We start from the raw sequence: 22356 nt of genomic DNA, 5'->3' as shown, positions 1-22356 counted from the left end.
TGTTCTACATTTGCTGTGTCTAAAAAAAATCTCATTTCTCTAACATCTCCTCTTTATATATAACCTTAAATTATTATTCTTATTTTAGGAAGAATTTCAAAATAGGAGTTCCAATCATAATTTTGAAATTCTTCTTAGAAATATAAGTTAAAACTTATCATATCTTATTGACCATAGTATGCATTTGCACCATGTTTTCTAAGATAATGTTTATCTAAAAGATGTTGCTTAACACCTTTTACATCTTTGTTTAATGTCATTGTTTTATATGCCATTTCAGCAACTTTATCTAATACAACTGCATTATAAACTGCTGAATCAGCATTTTTTCCCCATGCAAATGGACCATGATTTTTTACTACTATAGCAGGAATTTCTAAAGGGTTCTTATCTCCAATTGTCTCTACTATTACATTTCCTGTTTCTTTTTCATATTCGTTACTGATTTCTTCATCCGTTAGATCTCTAGTACATGGAATATCTCCATAAAAATAATCTGCATGAGTTGTTCCAAATGCTGGTATGCACATTCCTGCCTGAGCAAAAGTTGTCGCCCATTCTGAATGAGTATGCACAACCCCTCCAATATTAGAATATTTCTTATATAAAACCAAATGAGTCGGAGTATCTGTTGATGGTTTATATTTTCCTTCAACAACATTCCCATCTAAATCTACAACTACCATATCTTCTGGCTTCATAACATCGTAATCAACACCACTTGGCTTTATAACAACTAATCCTGTTTCTTTGTCAATTTCACTTACGTTTCCCCATGTATAAATAACAAGACCTTTTCTTTGAAGTTCCATATTAGCTTCATAAACTTTTTCTTTTAATTTTTCCAGCATATTTACACCTCATTCTCATATAGTAATAATATTTTTCTTAATTTACTATTGGTGACCATTGTCACTTCTTGATTTATATATTTTAAAATTAATAAAAAACATTTGTCATTCCTTTTTCTAAGGTATACGGTTACATTGATTTTAAACTTGTGCTCATTTTTTATTAATAAATGTTACTCCTCTAATGATTAATTCATGCCAGCTATTTTCCTTTGATCTTTTAAACACTTCCTTGTTGTATTTATGTACGTACAAGTGTTTGGAAAATCCTTCAAATCACATCTAGATTCATCCTTGCTTTAGATTGTCCAAACTCTCTAAAGCAAGAATAAAACTTAAATTCTTGAACAGGAATCTCTAACAATAAGTTCAGCACTATATGTATATTGAGGCTTGTCTATTCTGCCTTCAATCATATCTATTATACATTTAGCTGCTTGTACTCCCAATTCTTCTTTCGGATGTTTAATTGTTGTAAGCTTAACATCAGATGAAATAGCTAAACTTGAGTCATCAAAACTTACAATTGATAAATCTTTAGGTATTTTTATATTTTCTTTTCTACAGTTATCTATTACTCTCAAAGCAACTTTATCATTATAACAAAAAATTGCGGTTGGTCTATTTTCAAGATTTAAAATTCTTTTAATAAATTGATCTATATACATTTCCTGATTATCAGTTATATATTCTCCAACTACATTTTTGTCAAAATTTAAGTTATATTCTTTAAGAGCTTTTATGTAACCTTTTCTTCGTTTTTCACCTTGCAGGTCATCTGCTTTGAATAATGCTGCAATATTTCTATGCCCAAGTTCTAGTAGATAATTTGTTAGTTTATAGCCACCTTGTTCATCATCTACCACAATATAAGCTGAGTTTTCTTCATCACAATTAGCATTTATAGCAATATATTTAATATTTTTCTTTTCTAGTTTTTTTATGCTATCATGATGTAAATTATTTATGGTACTTTGTGCTGGTTCTACTATTAGTCCTGCTATATCTTGATTTATAATGTTTTCAAAACAAATCCTCTCATTTTGAATATCATTATTACTATTAAATAATAACAGGTTGTACCCTTTTTTCCTTAGTTCTTCTTCTATGCCTGATATAATTTTAGGAAAAATATAATCTGATATATAAGTTGTAAGTACAGCTACATTTTTCTTAACTTCATTCGCTTTTCTATTAGAATAAAAACTTCCTTTTCCTCTTTCTTTGTATATCCAGCCTTCCTGTACCAAATAATTGAGTGCTTGTCTTACAGTATGCCTGCTTACATTGAATTGATTAGCTATTTCATTTTCAGAAGGTAATTGGTCTCCTGCTGAAACCTTATTTTCCTCAACAAGGTTAATATAGTGATTTTCAATAATTTCGTGCTTTGTTTCAGCTTCCTTCATTTTTTTCAACTACTTTCATCAAATAAAATGTGCGATATTCTCTCAAACTATTCGACAGTTTTTAAGTTGTACGCACTTGATATTTAGATTATATATTGTTTTTAAAATTATATCAACAGTTTTTTACAAATTTATTTTTTACAAATTATTTATATTTAGTTCAATATGTTTATAACTACAGGGGAGCTCGCTTGGTGTAATGCATAATCATATGCACTTTAACTTATTAAGTTTAAAGAAATTCATTTAAAATTTAAACTCATTTCAAAATAATATTTATAATTTTTAATTTTAATCTTGTACGTACATTTTTATTATATTATAATATATTTGTGCATACATCCAAGATCATGTATGCACACGAAAGCTATATATTTTGAATTAATATTCATTAATACTAGGAGGAATGTTAAATGATAAAATCAAAAAACTATGAATTTTGGTTTATTACAGGAAGTCAACCTCTTTATGGACCAGAAGTAATAGATCAAGTATCTGAGAATTCTAAAGTAATAGTTGAAGGTTTAAATGCTAAAAATTTACCTTACAAGATAGTGTTTAAAACAGTTGCTACTGATTCTCCATCAATTAGAAAGATATGTAACGATGCAAATAACGATGAAGACTGTGCTGGTATAATCACTTGGATGCATACATTTTCCCCAGCAAAAATGTGGATTCATGGTTTAACTCAACTTAGAAAACCTTTACTTCACCTTCATACTCAATTTAATAAAGAAATTCCTTGGGGAACAATTGATATGGATTTTATGAATTTAAATCAAGCCGCTCACGGAGATCGAGAATTTGGCTACATTGGAGCTAGATTAGATATACCTCGTAAAATAGTAGTTGGGCATTGGACTGATACTTCAGTTGCAGCTGATATAGCTAAATGGATGTCCCCTGCTGTTGCAGTTACCGAAGGACAAAACATTAAAGTTGCTCGTTTTGGTGATAATATGCGAGATGTTGCAGTTACTGATGGTGACAGAATTGAAGCTCAAATAAAATTTGGCTGGACCATTGATTACTATGGAGTTGGTGATTTAGTTGATTCAATGGAAAAAGTCACTGAAAGTCAAATTGATGAACTTATGACTGAATATTCCAAGTTATATGATATAGATCCAAACGCTCCTATAGATTCAATTCGCGAACAAGCTAGAATTGAGATAGGTTTAAGAACCTTCTTAGATTCTAAAGGATATACTGCTTTCACAACTAATTTCCAAGCTCTTCATGGAATGAAGCAGCTTCCTGGACTTGCTGCTCAGCACTTAATGGCTGAAGGTTATGGTTTTGGAGCTGAAGGTGATTGGAAAACAGCAGCTCTTCTAAGAGCTATGAAAATCATGGCAAACGGAAAAGGTACAGGCCTAATGGAGGATTATACTTATAATCTTGATTCTGAAAATGGATTGATCCTTGGAGCACATATGCTTGAAGTCTGTCCAACTCTAGCTGGTACAAAACCAGTTATTGAAGTTCATCCACTTGGAATTGGTGATAAAGAAGATCCTGCCCGTTTAGTATTTAAAGGTGCTTCTGGTCCAGCTGTTGCTGCTTCGCTAATTGATATGGGAAATAGATTCCGTTTAATTGTTAACAGCGTTGATGCTGTTGAAATGACTGAAGATATGCCTAATCTACCAGTGGCAAGCGTACTTTGGAAACCACAACCATCATTAAAGGAAGGTGCTAAAGCTTGGATTCTTGCCGGTGGTGCTCACCATACAAGTTTTTCATTTGTAATTAACGAAGAGCAATTAGTTGACTGGGCTGACATGGTAGGTATTGAATGTGTAGTAATCAATAACGATACTAAGCTTTCAACTTTTAAAAATGAACTAAAGCTTTCTAGTATTGCTTGGAAATAATCAATTATTGTTAATCCCATAATTATATAGATTAAATGGTAAATATACTATAATCCAGGAAATCTAAAGTACTAAAATTGCAAATAAATATTTCCTCTATAAAATGATATTTACCATTTTATTTCCCTATTAATAAAAAAGATAAAGCTTAGGAAGAGAGCTTTATCTTTTTTATTTAATTATTGGATGCCTAAGTTCCACGATGGTTCCTTCTTCATATACGCTCTTGTAAGTCAATCCATATTCATCCCCATATATAATCTTTATTCTCTCATTAACATTGAAAATTCCATATCCTATTTCATTTTCCTCTATACTTCCATTTCTTAGCATATGATTTATTTTATTTAACATTTCTTTTTGTATTCCCTTCCCATTATCAATTATAGTAAAACATAAACAATTTTCTTTAACCTTGCCTCTAACTATAATTTTCCCATTTCCTCTCTTTTCTTTTATTCCATGATAAATTGCATTTTCCACCAAGGGCTGCAATATAAGTTTTGTTAATTTATATTGCAATATATTCTCATCAAAATTAATTTCATAATTCAATCTATCCTCATATCTTATCTTTTGTATTTTTAAATAACTTTCTATATGCTTAAGTTCTTCTTTTACACTTATGATTTCTTTTCCTTTGCTCAAACTTATTCTAAGCAAATTAGTAAATGCCTCTATTATTTCTACTATATCTTCCTCCTTATGTTCTTCTGCCATCCATCTTATAGTATCTAGCGTATTATACATAAAATGTGGTTTTATTTGAGCTTGCAAAACATTCATCTCCGCTATTCTCTTATTCTTCTCTTCTATTTGAACCAAATTTATAAGATTATTAATTTCTTTAACCATAGTATTAAAAGAATTTCCAAGTTCACCTATCTCATCATTATATCTAGCTTTAAATGATACTGACAAATCTCCTTCCTGAGCCATCTTCATAAGCTTCTTTAATTTATGAATTGGCTTTACAATAGATTTTGTGAAAATTACAACCAAAATTTCAGCTATTATAAGTGCTATAATAGCAACAGCTACAGAATAATAGTTTATATATTCAATAACACGTAAACTTTCCTTTTCCGGAAATACTCCTATCGTCCTCCAACCAGTATACTCCGATTCAATTTTAGTTAATTGATAGTTTTCCCTATTTATATTTTTTATTATTATTTTATTATCGCCATCATCAATCCACTCGTTTTTTATTCTATACACTATATTATTTACCGGAGTATACACTATATCATTATTTTTATCCACAATATAAACAAAGCCGGCTGTACCAGGCTTGGAATTTTCTATAATATTCTTTATAGCATCTAACTTAATGTCAATTAAAATTACTCCTTTTATCTTATCTGTTGATAAATCTACAACTGCTTTTGATATTGAAAAAACTTCATCAGCTGAATACTTAAAAATATTATCAATATTCCTCCCAGTTGGTTTAGTGAATAAGTGTATTTTTCCTGGATAGTTATAAGCCTTTGAATACCATTCTTCATTAGTCAATGATTCTCTCGATACCTTATTCATAACATCGCTTATATAGCCACCATTACTGTTAACTATCATTATTCCAGCTATTTCTGGATTAAACTTCACAAAATTATATATAGACTTATATGCTTCATCTTCTATATCATCATTCTCAAGTTTATTATCGTTTAAAAATTTTAATATCCTAGGATCTATAGACATATAATTGATTATATTTTCAGTGTTACTAACATAAGATTCTATATTATTATTTATCTGCTTTATTATTTGATTGGTGTTTTCGTTTTGAGAAAAATTAATTGAACTTCTATATGATAAATTTCCCAAAAGGGTAATAGTTGTTGTTAAAATTAAAATAACACAAAAAAAATAAAATATAAGTTTACTGCCTATGCTTTTATTCATAAAGTATACTCTAAATTTATTCAACATAATTCCCCCAATCATCAAAAGCCAGCCTTCATTCCAAATTATACCATTTAATGCATCTTATATGTAATATAAATTTTAGTTTATGCAACTCACAATTATAGGTTATGGATTAATCTATCAAAATGGCAGTTGCAAGTTATACGTGTAATTAACATATGTATATATATATATAACTGACACTAGACCTAAACATATATTTTCACTAGAAAAACAGATACATTGATATCATCTTAACTATCATGTATCTAATTTCATCCTCTATATGCCTAAGTCTAAATTATCCTGTATATACTAAGTTATAGCATTTTTTCGTTTTTCATCTCTAATAACAATAACTCTTTGTAACACTATAAATATAAATAGTAGCATCCCAACTGCTATTTTAGTCCACCATGAATTTAAGGTTCCATTAAACATTATAAGGCTTTGAATAATTCCTGTTGTAAGTACTCCAAATAATGGTCCAATTATATTTCCATAACCACCAGTTAAAAGTATACCTCCTATTACACATGCAGCTATAGCATCCATTTCCATACCATTGCAATGAAGTCCATAACCTGAAAGTGTATATATTGTAAATAATAGACCGCCTAAAGATGAACAAAATCCTGAAAATGTGTATACAAGTATTTTAGACCTTTCAACTGGCAAACCCATTAACTTAGCTGAATTTTCATTTCCACCAATAGCATACACTGTTCTTCCAAACTTTGTAAACCTAAGCATATAATAAGCTGCAGCTACTACTATTAAGCTTACAACAACATTAATGGATATAAATGCATTTGGCAGTATTGGTATTCTAATCGATGAAATTTGAGTAAATACGGGATTATCAATTATAATTGTATCTATACTTATAATATAACTAGCTCCTCTTGCAAAGAACATTCCTGCAAGGGTTACTATCCATGGATGTAAGTTGAATTTTTGAATTAAAATACCTTGAACCGTTCCAAAAAATAGTCCTACTATAAGAACTATTATTATTACTAAAAATGGATTTACTCCCTTTTGCAGCAAGCTTGCAGCAATCATACTTACAAAAGCTATCATAGCTCCTACTGAAAGATCTATTCCTCCTGTTAATATTGCCACTGCTTCACCTGTTGCAACTACTATCAAATATGCATTATCTATAAATAAATTAGCAAATACTTGCGATGATAAAAAGCTATCATATAGAATAGAGCCTATTAAAAATAGACCTACAAATAGTGCGATTGTAGCATAGATTGCAATATAGTCCTTGTTAATCTTAAATATTTTCTTATTTGCTATTGATCTATTCATGCTCTAATCACCCCTTTTTCCTTTATTTCACTTTTAGGAGTTTTTTTCACTTTAAGCATTTTTCTAAACTCTGGAGATTGAATTATACATACGACTATAACAACTATGGCCTTTACCACTAAGGTTATTTCTGGCGGAACTCCTAAGCTATAGATTGTGGTTGTTAATGTTTGAATAAATAAAGCGCCTACTACAGTACCTGCAAGATAAAATCTTCCTCCAGACATAGAAGTTCCTCCTATAACCGTTGCAAGTATCGCATCAAGCTCAAGCCACAAACCTACATTATTAGCATCCGCACTTTTTATATTAGAACAAAGTATAATCCCTGCTATTCCTGCAAGTATTCCACTTAAAACATAAAGAGAAAACACAACTTTTCTAGATTGAATCCCTGCAAACTTTGATGAATTACTATTTACACCTATAGATTCTATAAATAATCCCAAAGCTGTTTTCCTTATTAAAAGATACATTAAAAATGCAATTATTATGGCAATATATATTGCCACTGGAAGCAATATATAGCCTGTCCCAATAAATATAAAATCTTTATTAGTAAAGGTTAATATTTGTCCATCTGTTATAAGCTGAGCAATTCCTCTTCCTACTATATATAAAATCAGTGTACCAACCATAGGCTGAACCCCTATATAAGATACTAAAAATCCATTCCAGCCCCCACATATAATTCCACTTATCACTCCTATGATCACAGCTAGAGGAACAGACCCACCATCAACTATTACAGTAGCTGAAAATGCAGCACTTATTGCTATTATAGAACCAACAGAGATATCAATTCCTTGAGTTGCTATAACAAGTGTCATTCCTATAGATATTAAGATAAGCGGCGATGCACGATTTAATATATCAATGGTATTTCCAAATAAATGTCCATCCTTCATGGTTATACTTAAAAAGCCCGGCGTCATTATGAAATTGAACAGAAGCAATACAATCAGACTAGTCAACGGCCAAAATATTTTTGAACTATAGATTTTTTGAAAACTGCTTTTTTCCTCATTCTTTATCATGCTGTTGCACCTCCTGCTATAGTTTTCATTATATTAGCCTCCTCTATTTCATCCCCAGTTAATTCACCTATAACATTTCTATCTCTAAGTACTATTACTCTATCACAACATTTGATTATTTCTGGTAATTCAGATGAAATAAATAAAATAGTCATACCATCTCTTGCTAATTTTAAAATTAACTCTGTTATTTCACCTTTTGCACCTATATCTATTCCTCTTGTAGGCTCATCTAAAATCAATAATTCCGGCTCAGTTGCAAGCCATCTTGCTAAGATTACCTTCTGTTGATTGCCGCCACTTAAATTATTTATTTTCTGTTCCATGCTTGGTGTCTTTATCTTTAATAGCTCTATATATTTCTTTGAAATTTCCTGTTGTTTTTTCATTGGCAGATATTTAAAAATGCCCCTATTAGCTTGAAGGGCTAGTACTATGTTTTCTCTTATAGTTAAATCACCAACTATACCTTCTACCTTTCTATCCTCTGGGCAAAATCCCAAGCCTTCTTCAATTGCTTTTTGAGGATAAATATATGAATATTTCTTTCCATTTATAGTTATCTTACCACTTGTAGATTTATCTATTCCAAATATGGTTCTTGCACATTCACTTCTACCAGAGCCAAGAAGTCCTGCAAACCCAAGAATTTCTCCTCTTTTTATTTCTATATTAAATGGATTAATGGTTCCTGTTCTTCCAAAGTTATCAGTTTCTATAAAGTTTTCTCTTTTAACATTTTCAGTTTCCTTTTTGTTTCTTGTATTTTTTTCTATTTCACTGTAATCCTTACCTATCATTTTAGAAACTAATTCAATTCTTGGAAGTTCATTCGCATCATATGTTCCAACTAATTCCCCATTTCTGAGTACTGTAATCCTATCTGATACTTCATACACTTGATCCAAAAAGTGAGTTACAAATATTATTGACATACCTTCTTCTCTAAATTTTTTCATGATTTTAAATAGTTGTTTTACTTCATTATCATCTAAGCTTGATGTCGGTTCATCTAAAATCAATATTCCTTGCGATATATCAACTGCTCTTGCAATAGCTACCATTTGCTGTACTGCAACAGAGTAATTATTCAATGCTTTTTTTACATCTATCTTTAAGTTTAATCTCTCTTGCAATAATTTATCTGCATCACTATTAACTTTTTTCCAATCTATTCTTCCATTTTTCTTTGGTTCACGTCCAATATATATATTTTCTGCAACTGTTAGATTTGAACATAAATTAACCTCTTGATAAACAGTGCTGATACCAAGATTTTGAGCTTCCTGCGTAGATGAGATTTTGATATTTTGTCCCTTTAATATAATTGATCCTTCATCTATTTCATAAACTCCTGTTAATACTTTAATAAGTGTTGATTTACCTGCACCATTTTCACCCATAAGGGCATGAATCTCTCCCCTTCTAAGATTAAAATCTACGTCTGAAAGAGCTCTAACTCCAGGGAAGAATTTACTGATATTGTTCATTTCTAAAACTACATCCGAATTCCCCATTTATATCACTCCCCATCTTTTATAAAATCAATTAATAGTTAAAAAGCAGGTGCTAAAAGCTTAAGATAAACTCCTCTTAGACAATTAGAAGTTATTGATAATAGATAAAATTTCTTTAATATTTTATTTATTATTTTTTACGAAAAGCCCTTTCGGGCTTTTCTTCCTTAACTCTTAACTTTAAACTCTCAACTTTTAACTAGACTTAGTATTTTCTATTAGGTAATTCTGCTGCTGCATCCTTTTGTAAGAATTGACCTTCTTTTGAATTTATGCTCTTTTCAACTTCTTTACCATCTAGTATATTTTTTGAAACTTCTAATAATTGTGGTCCAAGTAGCGGATTACATTCTACGGTTGCATTTGACTTACCATCAACCATTGCTTGGAATATATCCTTAATGCCATCAACTGAAACTATAAATATGTCTTTTCCAGGTTTTTTACCATACTCTTCTATAGCTTGTATAGCTCCCATTGCCATATCATCATTATGAGACCATAGCACATTTATCTTATCTCCATCAGATTTCAAGAAAGCTTCCATAACTTCCTTACCTTTTGCACGAGTAAAATCACCTGTTTGTGATTTTATTATCTTATAGTTAGGACAGTCTTTTATTGTATCATTGAATCCTTGCTGCCTTCCAACCATGGCTGTAGATCCAACTGTACCTTGAAGCTCTGCTATATTAAGTGTTGCATCTTTTCCAAATTGATCTATTATTATTTGTGCTGCTTTTTTGCCTTCTGCAACCATATCTGAGCCCAGGAAACACTTATAGAGTGAATCATCTGATACTGTTACTTTTCTATCAACAATTACTACTGGAATCTTAGCATCTTTAGCTTCCTTAAGCACTGTATCCCATCCTGTTTCAACAACTGGATCTAAAGCTATTAAATCAACTTTTTGAGCAATAAATGATCTTATTGCTTTTATTTGATTTTCTTGTTTTTGCTGACCATCAGAGAATTTCAAATCAAAATTAGAATCTAAGGTTGGAATTGATTTTATTGAGTCTGTCTCTGCAGTTCTCCAACCACTTTCTGCTCCAACTTGTGCAAATCCAATTACCTTTTTAGCAGATGAACTTTTAGCAGCAGTTTGTGCTGACTGACCTCCTGATCCTGAGCTTCCGCAGCCCACAAACATACTAACGCATAAAACTGCGCTTGCCATTAATGCAATCATCTTTTTTAACTTCATAATTCTTTCCCCCTATATTTATGATCTCGTTTTCATGAATTAATTATATATCTATAGTTTAAAATTGTATTTGCATTAATTAGCACTTTTGTGCACTTTTATGATTTCATTGAATTTATATTTTAGGCATATGAAAGAAAATAACGATTCCAAAATAGGCTTAGCAGCTGGACTTGTTATTTTTTTGATTATGCCTTATTCCAATGTATCCTTGGTAATTTTTTTACATTCTAATAATACCTTTTTAGGAATGTCCCCTTCTTTATTTAGAATTTTTATAGCATATTCAACTGCTTCTTTTCCTCCAGTTTTGCAAGTAAATGTCCCTTGTAATATTCCATTTCTGACTAATTCAATCCCACCTTCATGTCCCTCAAGTCCATCGACTCCTATTATTTTGATATTTCTTGAATTTGTATTTACTGCAGCATAATATGCTCCAAGTGCCATATAATCACTATGAGCAAATATTATATCCACATTTTTATCATCTTTTAATATCTCTTCTATTTTATCTTGTGTTTCATTTTCCTGCCAATTTCCCACAATCGTTCTATCAATATTAATGTTTTTATAGTTTTTAATAGCATCTTTGAAACCATTAGTAATCTCTTTATCTGTGCTTGAATCTAGTACTCCTTGTATTTCTATAACATTAACTTTATTATCACTCGCCAATTCTCTCACAAAATTTCCTGCTTGAAGCCCTATAGATTCAGCATCAGATCCTATATATATTGTGTAATCGTATCCACTTACAGCTCTATCTAACATTATTACAGGTACAGATTTGTTCACTTCCCCTACTGTTCCTGTAAGTTCTTTCGAATCATTAGTTGATACTATAAGTACATCAGCCCCAAAATTTATCAAATCCTGAATGTCTTTTTTTTGTTTTTCAGTATCTCCTCCTGCATCCTTAAATATTATCTTTATGTTATCATACCTTTTAGCTTCTTCTTGAATTTCTTTATTCATTTGAACTCTCCATGGCTCATATAAATTAGCTTGAGACATTCCAATTATAAAAATATCTTTTTTTTCAGAGTTTGTCCTATAAACGTATATTGTTAAAAAAATCAATGATGCTGCAAACATTATAATTATGCAAAAATAAATTATATGTTTTTTATTTTTCATTCTATTTTCCTCTCTTATATTCCGTTGGAGACACTCCAACAACCTTTTTGAAAGCTCTGCAAAAATAGTGTTGATTACTATATCCAATAAGCTCAGCTACATCATATATTTTAATTGTAGGTTCTTTCATGAGATACATTGCTTTTTTTATTCTTGTGTTTGTTAAATAATCAATAAATGATAATCCAGTTTCTTTTTTTAACAACTTGCTTAAGTAAGAAGATGTTACTTCAAGCTTGTCCGATATATCATTTATACTTAAATTATTTAAATAGTAGTTTTCTTCTATATGCTTTATAGCTTCCAAGGTCATTGGATTATATTTTTTCTTTACATTAACACTATTTATTAATTTTAAATACTCATTTTTCACTTTTAAAATTCCATCACACACATTTGCCTGTTCAACTATTACATTGCATTTTAAATACCGCATTATTTCTGTTTCTAATTCATTTCCAATACTTACCCACTTAATCATATCTTGAATACTACTTATTAATATAATATTTTCACTGTCATCATTAAAAATAAACTTTTCTTTAAATTCCTTAAATTTGTCACTTAATAAATTAGCAATGGCAAAAGCCAATAATTCTTTATTCCACTTTTCACCAACCGCTTCAAGATTCAATTTCCCCAAAAGTTTTATAACAATTATTCCAATTCTCTTATCAAACTTTATATTAAAAAATTCTATTTCATTTAACATCTCTTCATCATTTATCTTATTACTTAACCATTCACTAAAAAAATTCTTTTTTAATGTATCTATGTTCTCATTTACTTGTGCTTTTACCCATTCTAAATAATTACTTTCTTTTCTATCTTCAGCAATTTTACAAACTACCTTCTTCATTATTTCTTCAATATCTTTTCTGCTTACAGGTTTTAAAATATAATCAAAAACATTGAATCTCAGTGCCTTTTGTGCATATGCAAACTCATCATATCCGCTTATTATTATTACAATACTGTTATTATTTATAGCTCTTAACCTCTCCAAAAGATTTAATCCATTTAAAAATGGCATATTTATGTCTAGAAGAATTATATCCGGTTTTTTTTCAGTTATTACTTTCAGTGCAAGTTCCCCATCTTCTGCTTCCCCAACTATCTCAATATCATAATCCTGCCAATTTAAAATACCTTCAATTCCTCTTCTAATCTTAGGTTCGTCATCAGCAATAACTAATTTCCACATAGAAACCTCCAGCCCTCTTATTTACCATTAAATTCCTTTTTACACTTAATAATATCTATATTAAATGTATATTTACATTATTTCAATATATATGGAAAATTATTTTATTTGAACAATTGTATGTATAATCTCTTTGTACTATAATATACTTGTGCATACATGAAATCAGGTCTTTATGTAAATGTATACAGTAAGAATTTTACTTAACTATTATTAGGAGGTGTTCACAATGGCAATAGAAAAAAAACTTTTTGGAAAAATGCCTGATGGAAGAGAAGTTGATATTTATACTTTAAAAAACACTAATGGAATGACAGTAGAAATTTGTACTTATGGAGGTACAATTGTCTCATCACTTGTTCCTAGTAAAACAGGTGAGTTTTACGATGTAGTTTTAGGATATGATACTTTAGAAAATTATTTAAAAGGAGATAGATTTTTTGGTGCTTTAATAGGACGTTTTGCAAATAGAATCCAATATGCAAAGTTTACTATAAACGATAAGGAATATAAGGTAGCTCAAAACAATGGTGAAAATCATCTTCATGGTGGAATCAAAGGTTTTGACAAGGTTGTGTGGGATGCAGAAACAATTGATAGTCAATCCAACTCATTGCAGCTTTCCTATCTCAGTATTGACGGCGAAGAAGGATATCCCGGTAATCTTAAAGTTAAAGTGAATTATGTACTTACAGATGATAACGCTATAGAAATAAATTATAACGCAGTTTCTGATAAAGACACAATCATAAATCTTACTAATCATACTTATTTTAATTTATCTGGTCATTCCTCTGGAGATGTACTTAACCAAAAACTTATGATCAATGCAGATAAATTCACTGTAAATGATGCGTATTCAATACCTACTGGAGAAATAAAAGCTGTAGAAGGAACCCCTATGGATTTTAGAAACCTCACTCCAATTGGCCAAAATATAAATAGTGATTATGAGCAAATCATCCTTGGAAAAGGTTTTGATCATAACTGGGTATTAAATACTAATGGCTCAGATAAAATAAAAGCTGCTCAGGCAATTGATGAAAATACCGGTATAGTTTTAGATGTTTATACAACTACCCCTGGAGTTCAATTTTATAGTGCAAATTATTTAAACGAATCTGATATTGGTAAAAATAACGCCATTTATAATAAAAGAAATGCTTTCTGTCTTGAAACTCAATATTTTCCTAATTCTATAAATTGCAACAGCTTTGAGTCTCCGCTCTTTAAGGCTGGACAAGAATATAACCATAGAACAATTTATAAGTTTTCTACATTATAATAAACAATAATATAGAATGCATTTATTAGCTAATGCCTATGAAAGAAAATAGGCTCGATACATTGATTTGTTATTTTTAATTATGCTTAACTATATGTTATTCTATTCATAAAAATATAAGCAAATATTACAATAAAAGCTGAGTGATTCTTTAATTGTCTCATTATTTATAAATTGGACAAGTAAAGAATTTCTCAGTTTTTAATAACAAAATTATGATATCAATTTTCCTATATGTAGCATTTCATAAAACTTGATTTTACATGTATACTCTTATTTCTGTTCTTCTAAAATTTTATAAATTGCCTTTGCAACTCCTAAATTATCATTTGTATCAGTTATATATTTTGCTATTTCCTTTATTTCAGGAATAGCATTTCCCATAGCCACTGATTCTGTGAATTCTGTAAACATTGAATAGTCATTAAAACTATCTCCAAGTACTAAAACTTCCTCTCTTTTAATTCCCATCTTTTCCGCAACTTTTGCAAGTATAATTCCCTTTTGTGCTGTAACATGAGTAATTTCTATATTATCAATAAACGAAGAGGAAACAGCAATTCCTTCTATTTCTCCTATGACTTTTTTCATTTTATTTATAAGTTCTATGTTATTGTGAAAGGCCACAAATTTTCTAACTTCTATTCCGCTATTTAAGAATTCGTCTAAATCCGAAATATAATTGAGATTAATAAAATATGGCTGCATTTTAGCAATTTCTATAGCCTCATTTTCGGTAAGTTTTGGATTAAAAGACAAAGTCCTATATACCATCTCTTTTAATGCTTCTTCTTTACTATCCGTTGTATATATACCTTTATTGGTAAATATTCGTGCAGATACTTTTTCTTGGTGAAGTATATTTATAATTTTAGATGCTTTATCAAGTTCTATATTAATTTCTTCTAATATATTTCCATACTCATCTCTGTATTCTGCACCATTCATGAGTACACATTGACATATTATATTATTTTCTTTTAAAAGTGGCTCCACAGTATCATATTCTCTTCCTGTTGAAATAGCAAATACGATTCCTGCTTCTTCTGCTTTATTTATAGCTGCTACAGTTTCTTTATCTATTTTATGATTTTTATTTAATAGAGTTCCATCCATATCTGATGCAATAAGTTTTATCATTTGAAATCATCTCCTTAATCTTATACATTATGCTTCTAACAATATCTATTATAGCAGAATTTATCTAATAACACTAAGAAGCTTCTTGCACGTTCTACTCATTCCAATTGTTTCTACTTCATAATTCATCCTATATTTTTTCCAAACTCATCTTTAATATGTCTTCATTTTTTCCTTAAACTTCTTTGTGTAACTTGAACAATATTGATAGTAATTTTATAAATATCTATCAAATTATGCTTATAACTTAAAATTGCTCCTTCGTCTAAGTTAAGTCAATGACAAAAATAGTTACAAGTGATAAATAGTAAGTTATAAGCTAAGAAAGAAATCTCCTTTATGAAAAGTAAGACTTCAAATCTTATATTTGGTTTCTCAAATTTTATTTTTGAGATTCCGCTCTAATTACTTACTTATTATCACTTGTAACTATTATAATTCTTCATAATCTACATTAACCAAAATAATAAAGTACCTGTCCTTTCGGTTAGTTATTTCATACCTATAAACTTAAAGTTGGATATGTATACTGTTAGTTGGAAAATGTTTGTGTTCCCATACATTTCCCGTTTCCGTTAATAACTCCTATTCCAACTTTATTATAGGAAGTTTTCATCATATTTGCCCTATGCTCTGGTGAATTCCACCATTGCTTAAATAATTCAACAGGATCATAATTATTATATGCTATATTTTCACCTGTCGACATATATTTATAACCTATTGCATCTAACCAGCTTGTCCAATTATTTCCTTCTGGAGTAGTATGGTCAAAATAATTATATTGTATCATATGATCACTTTTATACCTGGCAATCTGCACTAGGGTACTATCTAGAATCAATGGTTTTAAGCCAGCTTCTGTTCTTTTCTCATTCATTAATTCAAGAATTTGACTTTCCGCAGAAGCTTGTACGCTTATAGAATAATTGTTTGGCAATTGTGGCAAGCCACTTACATCTACCGCACTACTATCTGCTGCAATCTTACTGCTTTCTGCTAAGTAATCCTTTGTTTGCTGTAATTCACCAGATTCATTAAAGCAATATAGCTTATCTGAAATATTTACAGTTCCTGTTTCCATTACTCCATTGCTATCTGCGTAATACCATTTTCCATCATCTCTTATCCATCCCGTTTGCATAACTCCAGAATAGTTTAGATAATACCACTTTTCGTTATCCATAATCCATCCTGTTTTCATTTCCCCAGCCGAATTCAAATAATACCAATTCCCACTATCGCAAACCCAGCCTGTTTGCATTATCCCATTTGTGTTTAAGTAATACCATATTCCTGAAACATTTTTCCATCCTTTAACCTTAGTATTTTCATCTAGATAGCTCCATGTTCTATCAGAATTTTGATACCACTGTGCAGATGCTCTAAACGGTAATAGTGCAGTAATTGTTGCCGTTGCAATACATACATTAATGATTCTTCTCGATACAGCCTTTTTCATAGCTTTTCTCCTCTTCTTTTGTACTTAGTAGTTACTACAATTATCATCCTTCTTCATTAAACGTTTTCATTTGTATTCTTTTATTAGGCCTCATATTTTAATTTTAACACATATCCGCCATTTTTCAATGGTTCATAATAGATTATTTCATTGATTAACTCTGAATTAACATTATATTTATATTATTTTAAAATACAATGTTTTTACTACTAATCCTTATCTATAATGAAGACTTTTAACAATTTATATATAAAATCATATACTAAACATTAGATAATATTAATGAGGATTTGTGATGTATAATAAAGGTGATTTTCATATTCACTCAACCTTTTCAGATGGAGGATGTACCCCTAAAGAAATAGTGATGATGGCTAAGAAAAAAAATGTAGACATTATCGCTTTAACTGATCATAATAACACAGATGGCATAGATGAAGCTATTTTAGAAGGATATAAACTTGGTATTAAGGTAATTCCAGGAGTTGAACTTTCAACTGTTTATAAAAAATCTAAAGTTCATATTTTAGGATATTTTAAAGATAATAGTTACAAAAACGAACTTCTTACAAAAATATTACAAAATATAAAAAAACATAAAATTTCTAAGACTAAGTACTTATTTGGAGCTTATATGCCTTTTGATAATAGAAACGATAAATTATGTGTAGAAAATGGAATAGAAATTCTGAAATTTTTTGGTGCAGTAGTTATCTTAGCACATCCTGTGCTTTTAAATAGATCTGATTTCAAAGAAATTATAAAAATGAACCTTGATGGTCTCGAAGCTAAATATTTTAGTAACAAAACTGAAGATACTGAATATTTTTTAGAATTAGCAAAAAATAAAAATTTACTTTATACAGCGGGTTCAGATTTTCATAATTGTAATAAATTTCATAGAACTCACGGCTTAATAGGAGATGTTTATCTAAATAGAATTGAAATATATAACTTTCTGACAGGCGGTAATTTACCTTATTTTTAAGTCTATTTTATTAATAAATATACTTTCAATTATAGTCGAAAACTAAACTCTAATAATTCTTCTTTATTGTAAAAAATTGTAACTATAATATAGATAAATCTATATTATAGTTACAATTCTAGTTGTAAAGCTTATTCACCACATTATCCCAATTTTTAAGCATACATTCTGCTATTTGAGAATCATACATTATACCTTTATTTTTATTTATTTCCTCTCTGCATATATCATCACTTATTGACTTCCTATATGGTCTATCACTCTTCATTGCATCTACAGAGTCACAGACTGCTAGTATCCTTGACGCTAATGGTATTTCCTCTTCTTTTAACCCTTTGGGATATCCACTTCCATCCCATCTTTCATGATGATATAAGACCACTTCAGAAATATCCTTAAAAGTACTTGCTTTACTAAGTATAGTGTATCCTATGAAAGGGTGCTTTTTCATTAATTCCCATTCATTAAATTCCAGTTTTCCTGGCTTATTTAAAACACTATCGGGCACTCCAATTTTTCCGATATCATGCAAATCTCCCGCAATGTGTATCAGCTTTAATTCCTTTTCTGTCATTCCCAAAATTTTTCCTAGAGTATATGCCATTTCCGCCACTCTAGTTGAATGACCATATGTATAAAAGTCCTTAGCTTCTAATGTAGCTACCATACTGTTTATAATATCCTGATACATATCATAATTATATTCCTCAAGCATTTCTTCACCACCCTTTTTGCTTTCTTCTCCTCATTTCATATATTATCACACTATTAACTTTGTTTAAACAAATATTTGTTAAAATTAAGGTTATTTTTACAGTATTAACTTTAAAATAACACAATATCCTTTTTTATAATATTAACATTCATTATTTTTTTTAATCATTTTCGTGAATCTTAGAATAAATTTTATAACTTCATTCAATATTATTATTAAAAGCGATAACGCTACTACTTTAATCCACATTAATAATGATAATGTCACAGAATTGAAAAATGTGGTAAAAAACTGAGTGAATATAATTTGTGCTATTCCTGTAATTAAAATTGTCTTAATAGCTGTAGTATTCTTTAAAAAATTGGGTAATATACTATCTATACCAAATTCTCTACAATTGAAAGCATTAAATAATGCATTAAACGCAAATAATCCAAATAAAACAGTTTCCATTTCATTTGCGGACCCAATCTTCTCTGTAGATGCACCTAAAACATTAAATTTCATTTGAATAAATAAAACCAATGTAACATATATAGCATTAAACAATATACTTGTAATCATGGTTTTGGTGATTATACTTGAATTTCTGGCTACTGGCTTTTTATTAAACACATTATTTCTTATAGGTTCTAATCCTAAAACTAATGCTGGTGGTCCGTCCATTATTATATTAATCCATAATAACTGAATTGTAGTAAATGGCATATCAAAGTTTAAAATTTGTGATATAATCGCGATTAAAAATGCAATTATATTTACTGTTAACTGAAACTGTATAAATCTTTGGAAGTTTTCATATACTCCTCTTCCCCACTCTATACCATGAATAATTGTAGCAAAGTTATCATCTGTTAAAATTATATCAGCAGCATTTTTAGAAACTTCTGAACCCGAAATTCCCATTGCTATACCAACATCTGCTTTCGTTAATGCTGGGGCATCATTTATTCCATCTCCTGTAACTCCAACTACTTCCCCGTTATTTTGAAGTGCTTCTACAATTCTCATCTTTGTTTCTGGCTTACTTCTAGCTACAATTGCTATATTTTTAATTTCATTTTGCAACTCTTTATCACTCAAGGTATCAATATATGTTGCTTCCACTGCTTTCATTCCATTTTTAAGCATTCCAAGCTCGGTTCCTATTGCAACTGCTGTGTTTATATTATCACCAGTTAACATCTTAGTTTCAACGCCAGCCTTCATAGCTGTCAAAATAGCATTAGCTACATCCGGTCTTAATGGATCCTTTATTGCTACGAAGCCGCTAAATATTAATCCACTTGTTTCTTTACCTGATTCCAATTGTCTTAAAATACTTATTTCACTAGTAACAGCAGCTTCCGCTTCTACCTCGTCTATAATTCTGAATCCAAAGCCCAAAATCCTCATAGATTTAGCTTGAAGCTCCTGTATATCTTGCATAATTTCATTTTTTCTTTCTTTTGTCAACTCTTTTTGACTACCATTTAAAATTTCATGAGTAGCATTAGATAATATTACTTCTGGAGCACCTTTAGCAAGAACTACTTCATCTTTATTTATCTTTACTACTGTTGCCATAAATTTATTTTTAGAGCTAAATGGTATCTGATGGATTATTTTGTTTTCTTTTCTTTCATCTTTGTAATCATATTCCTGCAAATATGAAAGCAATGCACATTCTGTTGAATTTCCTAAATAATTAAATTTTCCATCTTCAAAATTAATATGCGCAGTGGAATTAATAAGACAATTTTTTATAAAATATTCATCTATCTCCTTTTTGTCTTCTAGAAATCTTCCATTCAAATAAAGATTTTCTACAGTCATTCTATTTTGTGTTAAAGTTCCTGTTTTGTCCGAACAAATCACACTGACAGAACCTATTGTCTCACATGCTTCTTTCTTAGTTACCAATGCATTAATTTTAGCCATTTTCTGCATTGTAATTGCTAAAGTCATGTTAATCATTGTTGGCAGCCCCTCAGGCACAGCTGCAACTATTAAGGCAATACATACTATAAACGCAGTTTTAACTGGATCTATTGAATCTAAAAAAGGTATTATTCCAGATGTATCAATATTTAATTTATCTGACAACATCATCTTTACTACCATAAATATAAATAGTATTGCTGCTATAACGCTAGATATTTGAGTGATTACTTTCCCAAAGTCACCCAATTTTCTTTGAAGAGGGGTTTCTTCTTCCTGTCTTTGAAGTTCTTCTGCAATTTTACCCATTTCAGTATTATCACCAATACTTGTTACTACCATCATTGCTTTACCATAAGCAATTAGAGTTCCGCAAAAGCCCATATTAACCTGTTTTGCAGGAATTGGATCTTGAGCCTTTTTATTTCCGCTTATTTTTATTTCTTCCATCTGAATTATTGCCTTAGCATCTTTTTTTACATCATCAGATTCTCCAGTTAACATATCTTCTCTGACCTTTAAATCTATAGTTTCAATAAATCGACCATCTGCTGGAATCATATCTCCAGTTTCAAGATAAACAAGGTCTCCTGGTACCAAATCACTTTTGCTTATTTGTACTACAGTAGAATTTCTCAATACTTTCACAACAATATCTTCTGTCATTTTAGCTAAAGCTTCAGCTGCTTTCTTGGATTTTCCTTCTGTGATTATACCAATTGTTATTCCTATGGCTACAGCACATACAATGCCAATAGAATCATAAACCTCCCCAATAATTGCACTTACCAAAGCTGCAACTAAAAGAATAAGCATCATTGGTTCTAGCAAAGCACCCTTTATATCTTCAAATATGCTGCCCTCTTCTCTAGTTGTAAATTCATTTTTTCCATATATCTGATTTCTTTTTTTAACTTCTGTTTCTTCTAAGCCGCTTTCTAAATTGACATCTAAATCTTTTAAAACAGATTGTATACTTTCATTGAAATATTTCATTAATTAAACTCCTTTTATAGTAACGCTTTTAATCTAAATCTCTATACTTGTCTTAATTTAGATACACTTATAACTTGCCAATGTGTTTTCGAGCAAAAAATATATAGCCAATAATAAATTAATCTAATTATTGACTATTTTCTTATATGTTATAAACTTATATTAATTTTAACATATTTTCAATTCTATTTATATATTCATAAATCACCATATGTTCTTTTAGGCACAATCAAATAAATAACAAGTCCACTTGCCAGCCTATTTTCCATCATCCTGCGTCGGCAAATTGGCCTAATAGACTCGCTATGAGGTAAATTTACCTCCTTGCCTGATGAAAAATATTCAAGGCAACCTTGGATCTGTTATTT

General features: G+C 29.9%; 16 protein-coding genes. 3 read left to right on the top strand and 13 right to left on the bottom strand.

Annotation, left to right across the window (positions count from 1 at the left end; all coding sequences use genetic code 11):
* Positions 1 to 164: 164 nt before the first annotated feature.
* Positions 165 to 851 carry an L-ribulose-5-phosphate 4-epimerase gene (locus CLOBL_RS22240; RefSeq protein WP_077861029.1) on the bottom strand — a complete coding sequence of 229 codons (687 nt, stop codon included), beginning with the start codon at positions 849 to 851 and terminating at the stop codon, positions 165 to 167.
* 335 nt (positions 852 to 1186) lie between these two features.
* Positions 1187 to 2260 carry a GntR family transcriptional regulator gene (locus tag CLOBL_RS22235; protein WP_077861028.1) on the bottom strand — a complete coding sequence of 358 codons (1074 nt, stop codon included), beginning with the start codon at positions 2258 to 2260 and terminating at the stop codon, positions 1187 to 1189.
* A 413-nt stretch (positions 2261 to 2673) separates the two neighbouring features.
* On the opposite strand from CLOBL_RS22235, the gene araA reads away from it, so the two are divergent.
* Positions 2674 to 4140 carry an L-arabinose isomerase gene (gene araA, locus CLOBL_RS22230; RefSeq protein WP_077861027.1) on the top strand — a complete coding sequence of 489 codons (1467 nt, stop codon included), beginning with the start codon at positions 2674 to 2676 and terminating at the stop codon, positions 4138 to 4140.
* Positions 4141 to 4311: 171 nt separating this feature from the next.
* On the opposite strand, the gene CLOBL_RS22225 is transcribed toward araA, so the two are convergent.
* The 7 genes from CLOBL_RS22225 to CLOBL_RS22195 all read right to left on the bottom strand — a co-directional run bounded on the left by CLOBL_RS22225 (position 4312) and on the right by CLOBL_RS22195 (position 13482).
* On the bottom strand, positions 4312 to 6093 hold the full coding sequence (locus CLOBL_RS22225; RefSeq protein WP_179117818.1) for a sensor histidine kinase: 1782 nt from the start codon (positions 6091 to 6093) through the stop codon (positions 4312 to 4314).
* 276 nt (positions 6094 to 6369) lie between these two features.
* Positions 6370 to 7374: a galactofuranose ABC transporter, permease protein YjfF gene (gene yjfF / locus CLOBL_RS22220; RefSeq protein WP_077861025.1), complete on the bottom strand. Its 1005-nt coding sequence runs from the start codon at positions 7372 to 7374 to the stop codon at positions 6370 to 6372.
* Positions 7371 to 8411, bottom strand: coding sequence for an ABC transporter permease (locus CLOBL_RS22215; protein WP_077861024.1), 1041 nt, complete (start codon positions 8409 to 8411; stop codon positions 7371 to 7373). The genes yjfF and CLOBL_RS22215 overlap by 4 nt, the downstream gene beginning before the upstream one ends.
* The gene (locus tag CLOBL_RS22210; protein WP_077861023.1) at positions 8408 to 9928 is read right to left on the bottom strand and encodes a sugar ABC transporter ATP-binding protein; all 1521 of its coding nucleotides are present in this window, start codon (positions 9926 to 9928) and stop codon (positions 8408 to 8410) included. Before CLOBL_RS22210 ends, CLOBL_RS22215 begins: the two co-directional genes overlap by 4 nt.
* Positions 9929 to 10133: 205 nt before the next feature.
* On the bottom strand, positions 10134 to 11138 hold the full coding sequence (locus CLOBL_RS22205) for an ABC transporter substrate-binding protein (protein ID WP_077861022.1): 1005 nt from the start codon (positions 11136 to 11138) through the stop codon (positions 10134 to 10136).
* 195 nt (positions 11139 to 11333) lie between these two features.
* Positions 11334 to 12278: a substrate-binding domain-containing protein gene (locus tag CLOBL_RS22200; RefSeq protein ID WP_077861021.1), complete on the bottom strand. Its 945-nt coding sequence runs from the start codon at positions 12276 to 12278 to the stop codon at positions 11334 to 11336.
* Between the two features lies 1 nt (position 12279).
* Positions 12280 to 13482 carry a response regulator gene (locus CLOBL_RS22195; protein WP_077861020.1) on the bottom strand — a complete coding sequence of 401 codons (1203 nt, stop codon included), beginning with the start codon at positions 13480 to 13482 and terminating at the stop codon, positions 12280 to 12282.
* A 229-nt stretch (positions 13483 to 13711) separates the two neighbouring features.
* Here CLOBL_RS22195 and CLOBL_RS22190 point away from each other — a divergent pair, with 229 nt between their 5' ends.
* Positions 13712 to 14767, top strand: a complete 1056-nt coding sequence (locus CLOBL_RS22190) for an aldose epimerase family protein (RefSeq protein ID WP_077861019.1) — start codon at positions 13712 to 13714, stop codon at positions 14765 to 14767.
* A 273-nt stretch (positions 14768 to 15040) separates the two neighbouring features.
* Here the strand turns inward: CLOBL_RS22190 and CLOBL_RS22185 are convergent, their stop codons facing one another.
* On the bottom strand, positions 15041 to 15907 hold the full coding sequence (locus CLOBL_RS22185) for a Cof-type HAD-IIB family hydrolase (RefSeq protein WP_077861018.1): 867 nt from the start codon (positions 15905 to 15907) through the stop codon (positions 15041 to 15043).
* A gap of 532 nt (positions 15908 to 16439) precedes the next feature.
* Entirely contained in the window at positions 16440 to 17369 is a 930-nt protein-coding gene (locus CLOBL_RS22180) for a CAP domain-containing protein (RefSeq protein WP_077861017.1), read from the bottom strand.
* Between the two features lie 295 nt (positions 17370 to 17664).
* Here CLOBL_RS22180 and CLOBL_RS22175 point away from each other — a divergent pair, with 295 nt between their 5' ends.
* On the top strand, positions 17665 to 18357 hold the full coding sequence (locus CLOBL_RS22175) for a PHP domain-containing protein (protein WP_077861016.1): 693 nt from the start codon (positions 17665 to 17667) through the stop codon (positions 18355 to 18357).
* 118 nt (positions 18358 to 18475) lie between these two features.
* Here CLOBL_RS22175 and CLOBL_RS22170 read toward each other — a convergent pair whose 3' ends face one another.
* Entirely contained in the window at positions 18476 to 19072 is a 597-nt protein-coding gene (locus CLOBL_RS22170) for an HD-GYP domain-containing protein (RefSeq protein ID WP_009168542.1), read from the bottom strand.
* Between the two features lie 141 nt (positions 19073 to 19213).
* Positions 19214 to 21988 (bottom strand): calcium-translocating P-type ATPase, PMCA-type, encoded by a 2775-nt coding sequence (locus CLOBL_RS22165; protein ID WP_077861015.1) that lies wholly within the window; start codon positions 21986 to 21988, stop codon positions 19214 to 19216.
* Between the last annotated feature and the right edge of the window lie 368 nt (positions 21989 to 22356).

This window comes from Clostridium sp. BL-8, from assembly GCF_002006495.1.
GTDB lineage: Bacteria > Bacillota > Clostridia > Clostridiales > Clostridiaceae > Clostridium.
This window is presented reverse-complemented; position numbering and strand designations above follow the sequence as displayed.

Bases quoted from the DNA above. Each gene is read 5' to 3' on its own strand.
- CLOBL_RS22240 (WP_077861029.1), bottom strand. From the start codon at position 851: ATGCTGGAAAAATTAAAAGAAAAAGTTTATGAAGCTAATATGGAACTT.
- CLOBL_RS22235 (WP_077861028.1), bottom strand. From the start codon at position 2,260: ATGAAGGAAGCTGAAACAAAGCACGAAATTATTGAAAATCACTATATT.
- araA (WP_077861027.1), top strand. From the start codon at position 2,674: ATGATAAAATCAAAAAACTATGAATTTTGGTTTATTACAGGAAGTCAA.
- CLOBL_RS22225 (WP_179117818.1), bottom strand. From the start codon at position 6,093: ATGATTGGGGGAATTATGTTGAATAAATTTAGAGTATACTTTATGAAT.
- yjfF (WP_077861025.1), bottom strand. From the start codon at position 7,374: ATGAATAGATCAATAGCAAATAAGAAAATATTTAAGATTAACAAGGAC.
- CLOBL_RS22215 (WP_077861024.1), bottom strand. From the start codon at position 8,411: ATGATAAAGAATGAGGAAAAAAGCAGTTTTCAAAAAATCTATAGTTCA.
- CLOBL_RS22210 (WP_077861023.1), bottom strand. From the start codon at position 9,928: ATGGGGAATTCGGATGTAGTTTTAGAAATGAACAATATCAGTAAATTC.
- CLOBL_RS22205 (WP_077861022.1), bottom strand. From the start codon at position 11,138: ATGAAGTTAAAAAAGATGATTGCATTAATGGCAAGCGCAGTTTTATGC.
- CLOBL_RS22200 (WP_077861021.1), bottom strand. From the start codon at position 12,278: ATGAAAAATAAAAAACATATAATTTATTTTTGCATAATTATAATGTTT.
- CLOBL_RS22195 (WP_077861020.1), bottom strand. From the start codon at position 13,482: ATGTGGAAATTAGTTATTGCTGATGACGAACCTAAGATTAGAAGAGGA.
- CLOBL_RS22190 (WP_077861019.1), top strand. From the start codon at position 13,712: ATGGCAATAGAAAAAAAACTTTTTGGAAAAATGCCTGATGGAAGAGAA.
- CLOBL_RS22185 (WP_077861018.1), bottom strand. From the start codon at position 15,907: ATGATAAAACTTATTGCATCAGATATGGATGGAACTCTATTAAATAAA.
- CLOBL_RS22180 (WP_077861017.1), bottom strand. From the start codon at position 17,369: ATGAAAAAGGCTGTATCGAGAAGAATCATTAATGTATGTATTGCAACG.
- CLOBL_RS22175 (WP_077861016.1), top strand. From the start codon at position 17,665: ATGTATAATAAAGGTGATTTTCATATTCACTCAACCTTTTCAGATGGA.
- CLOBL_RS22170 (WP_009168542.1), bottom strand. From the start codon at position 19,072: ATGCTTGAGGAATATAATTATGATATGTATCAGGATATTATAAACAGT.
- CLOBL_RS22165 (WP_077861015.1), bottom strand. From the start codon at position 21,988: ATGAAATATTTCAATGAAAGTATACAATCTGTTTTAAAAGATTTAGAT.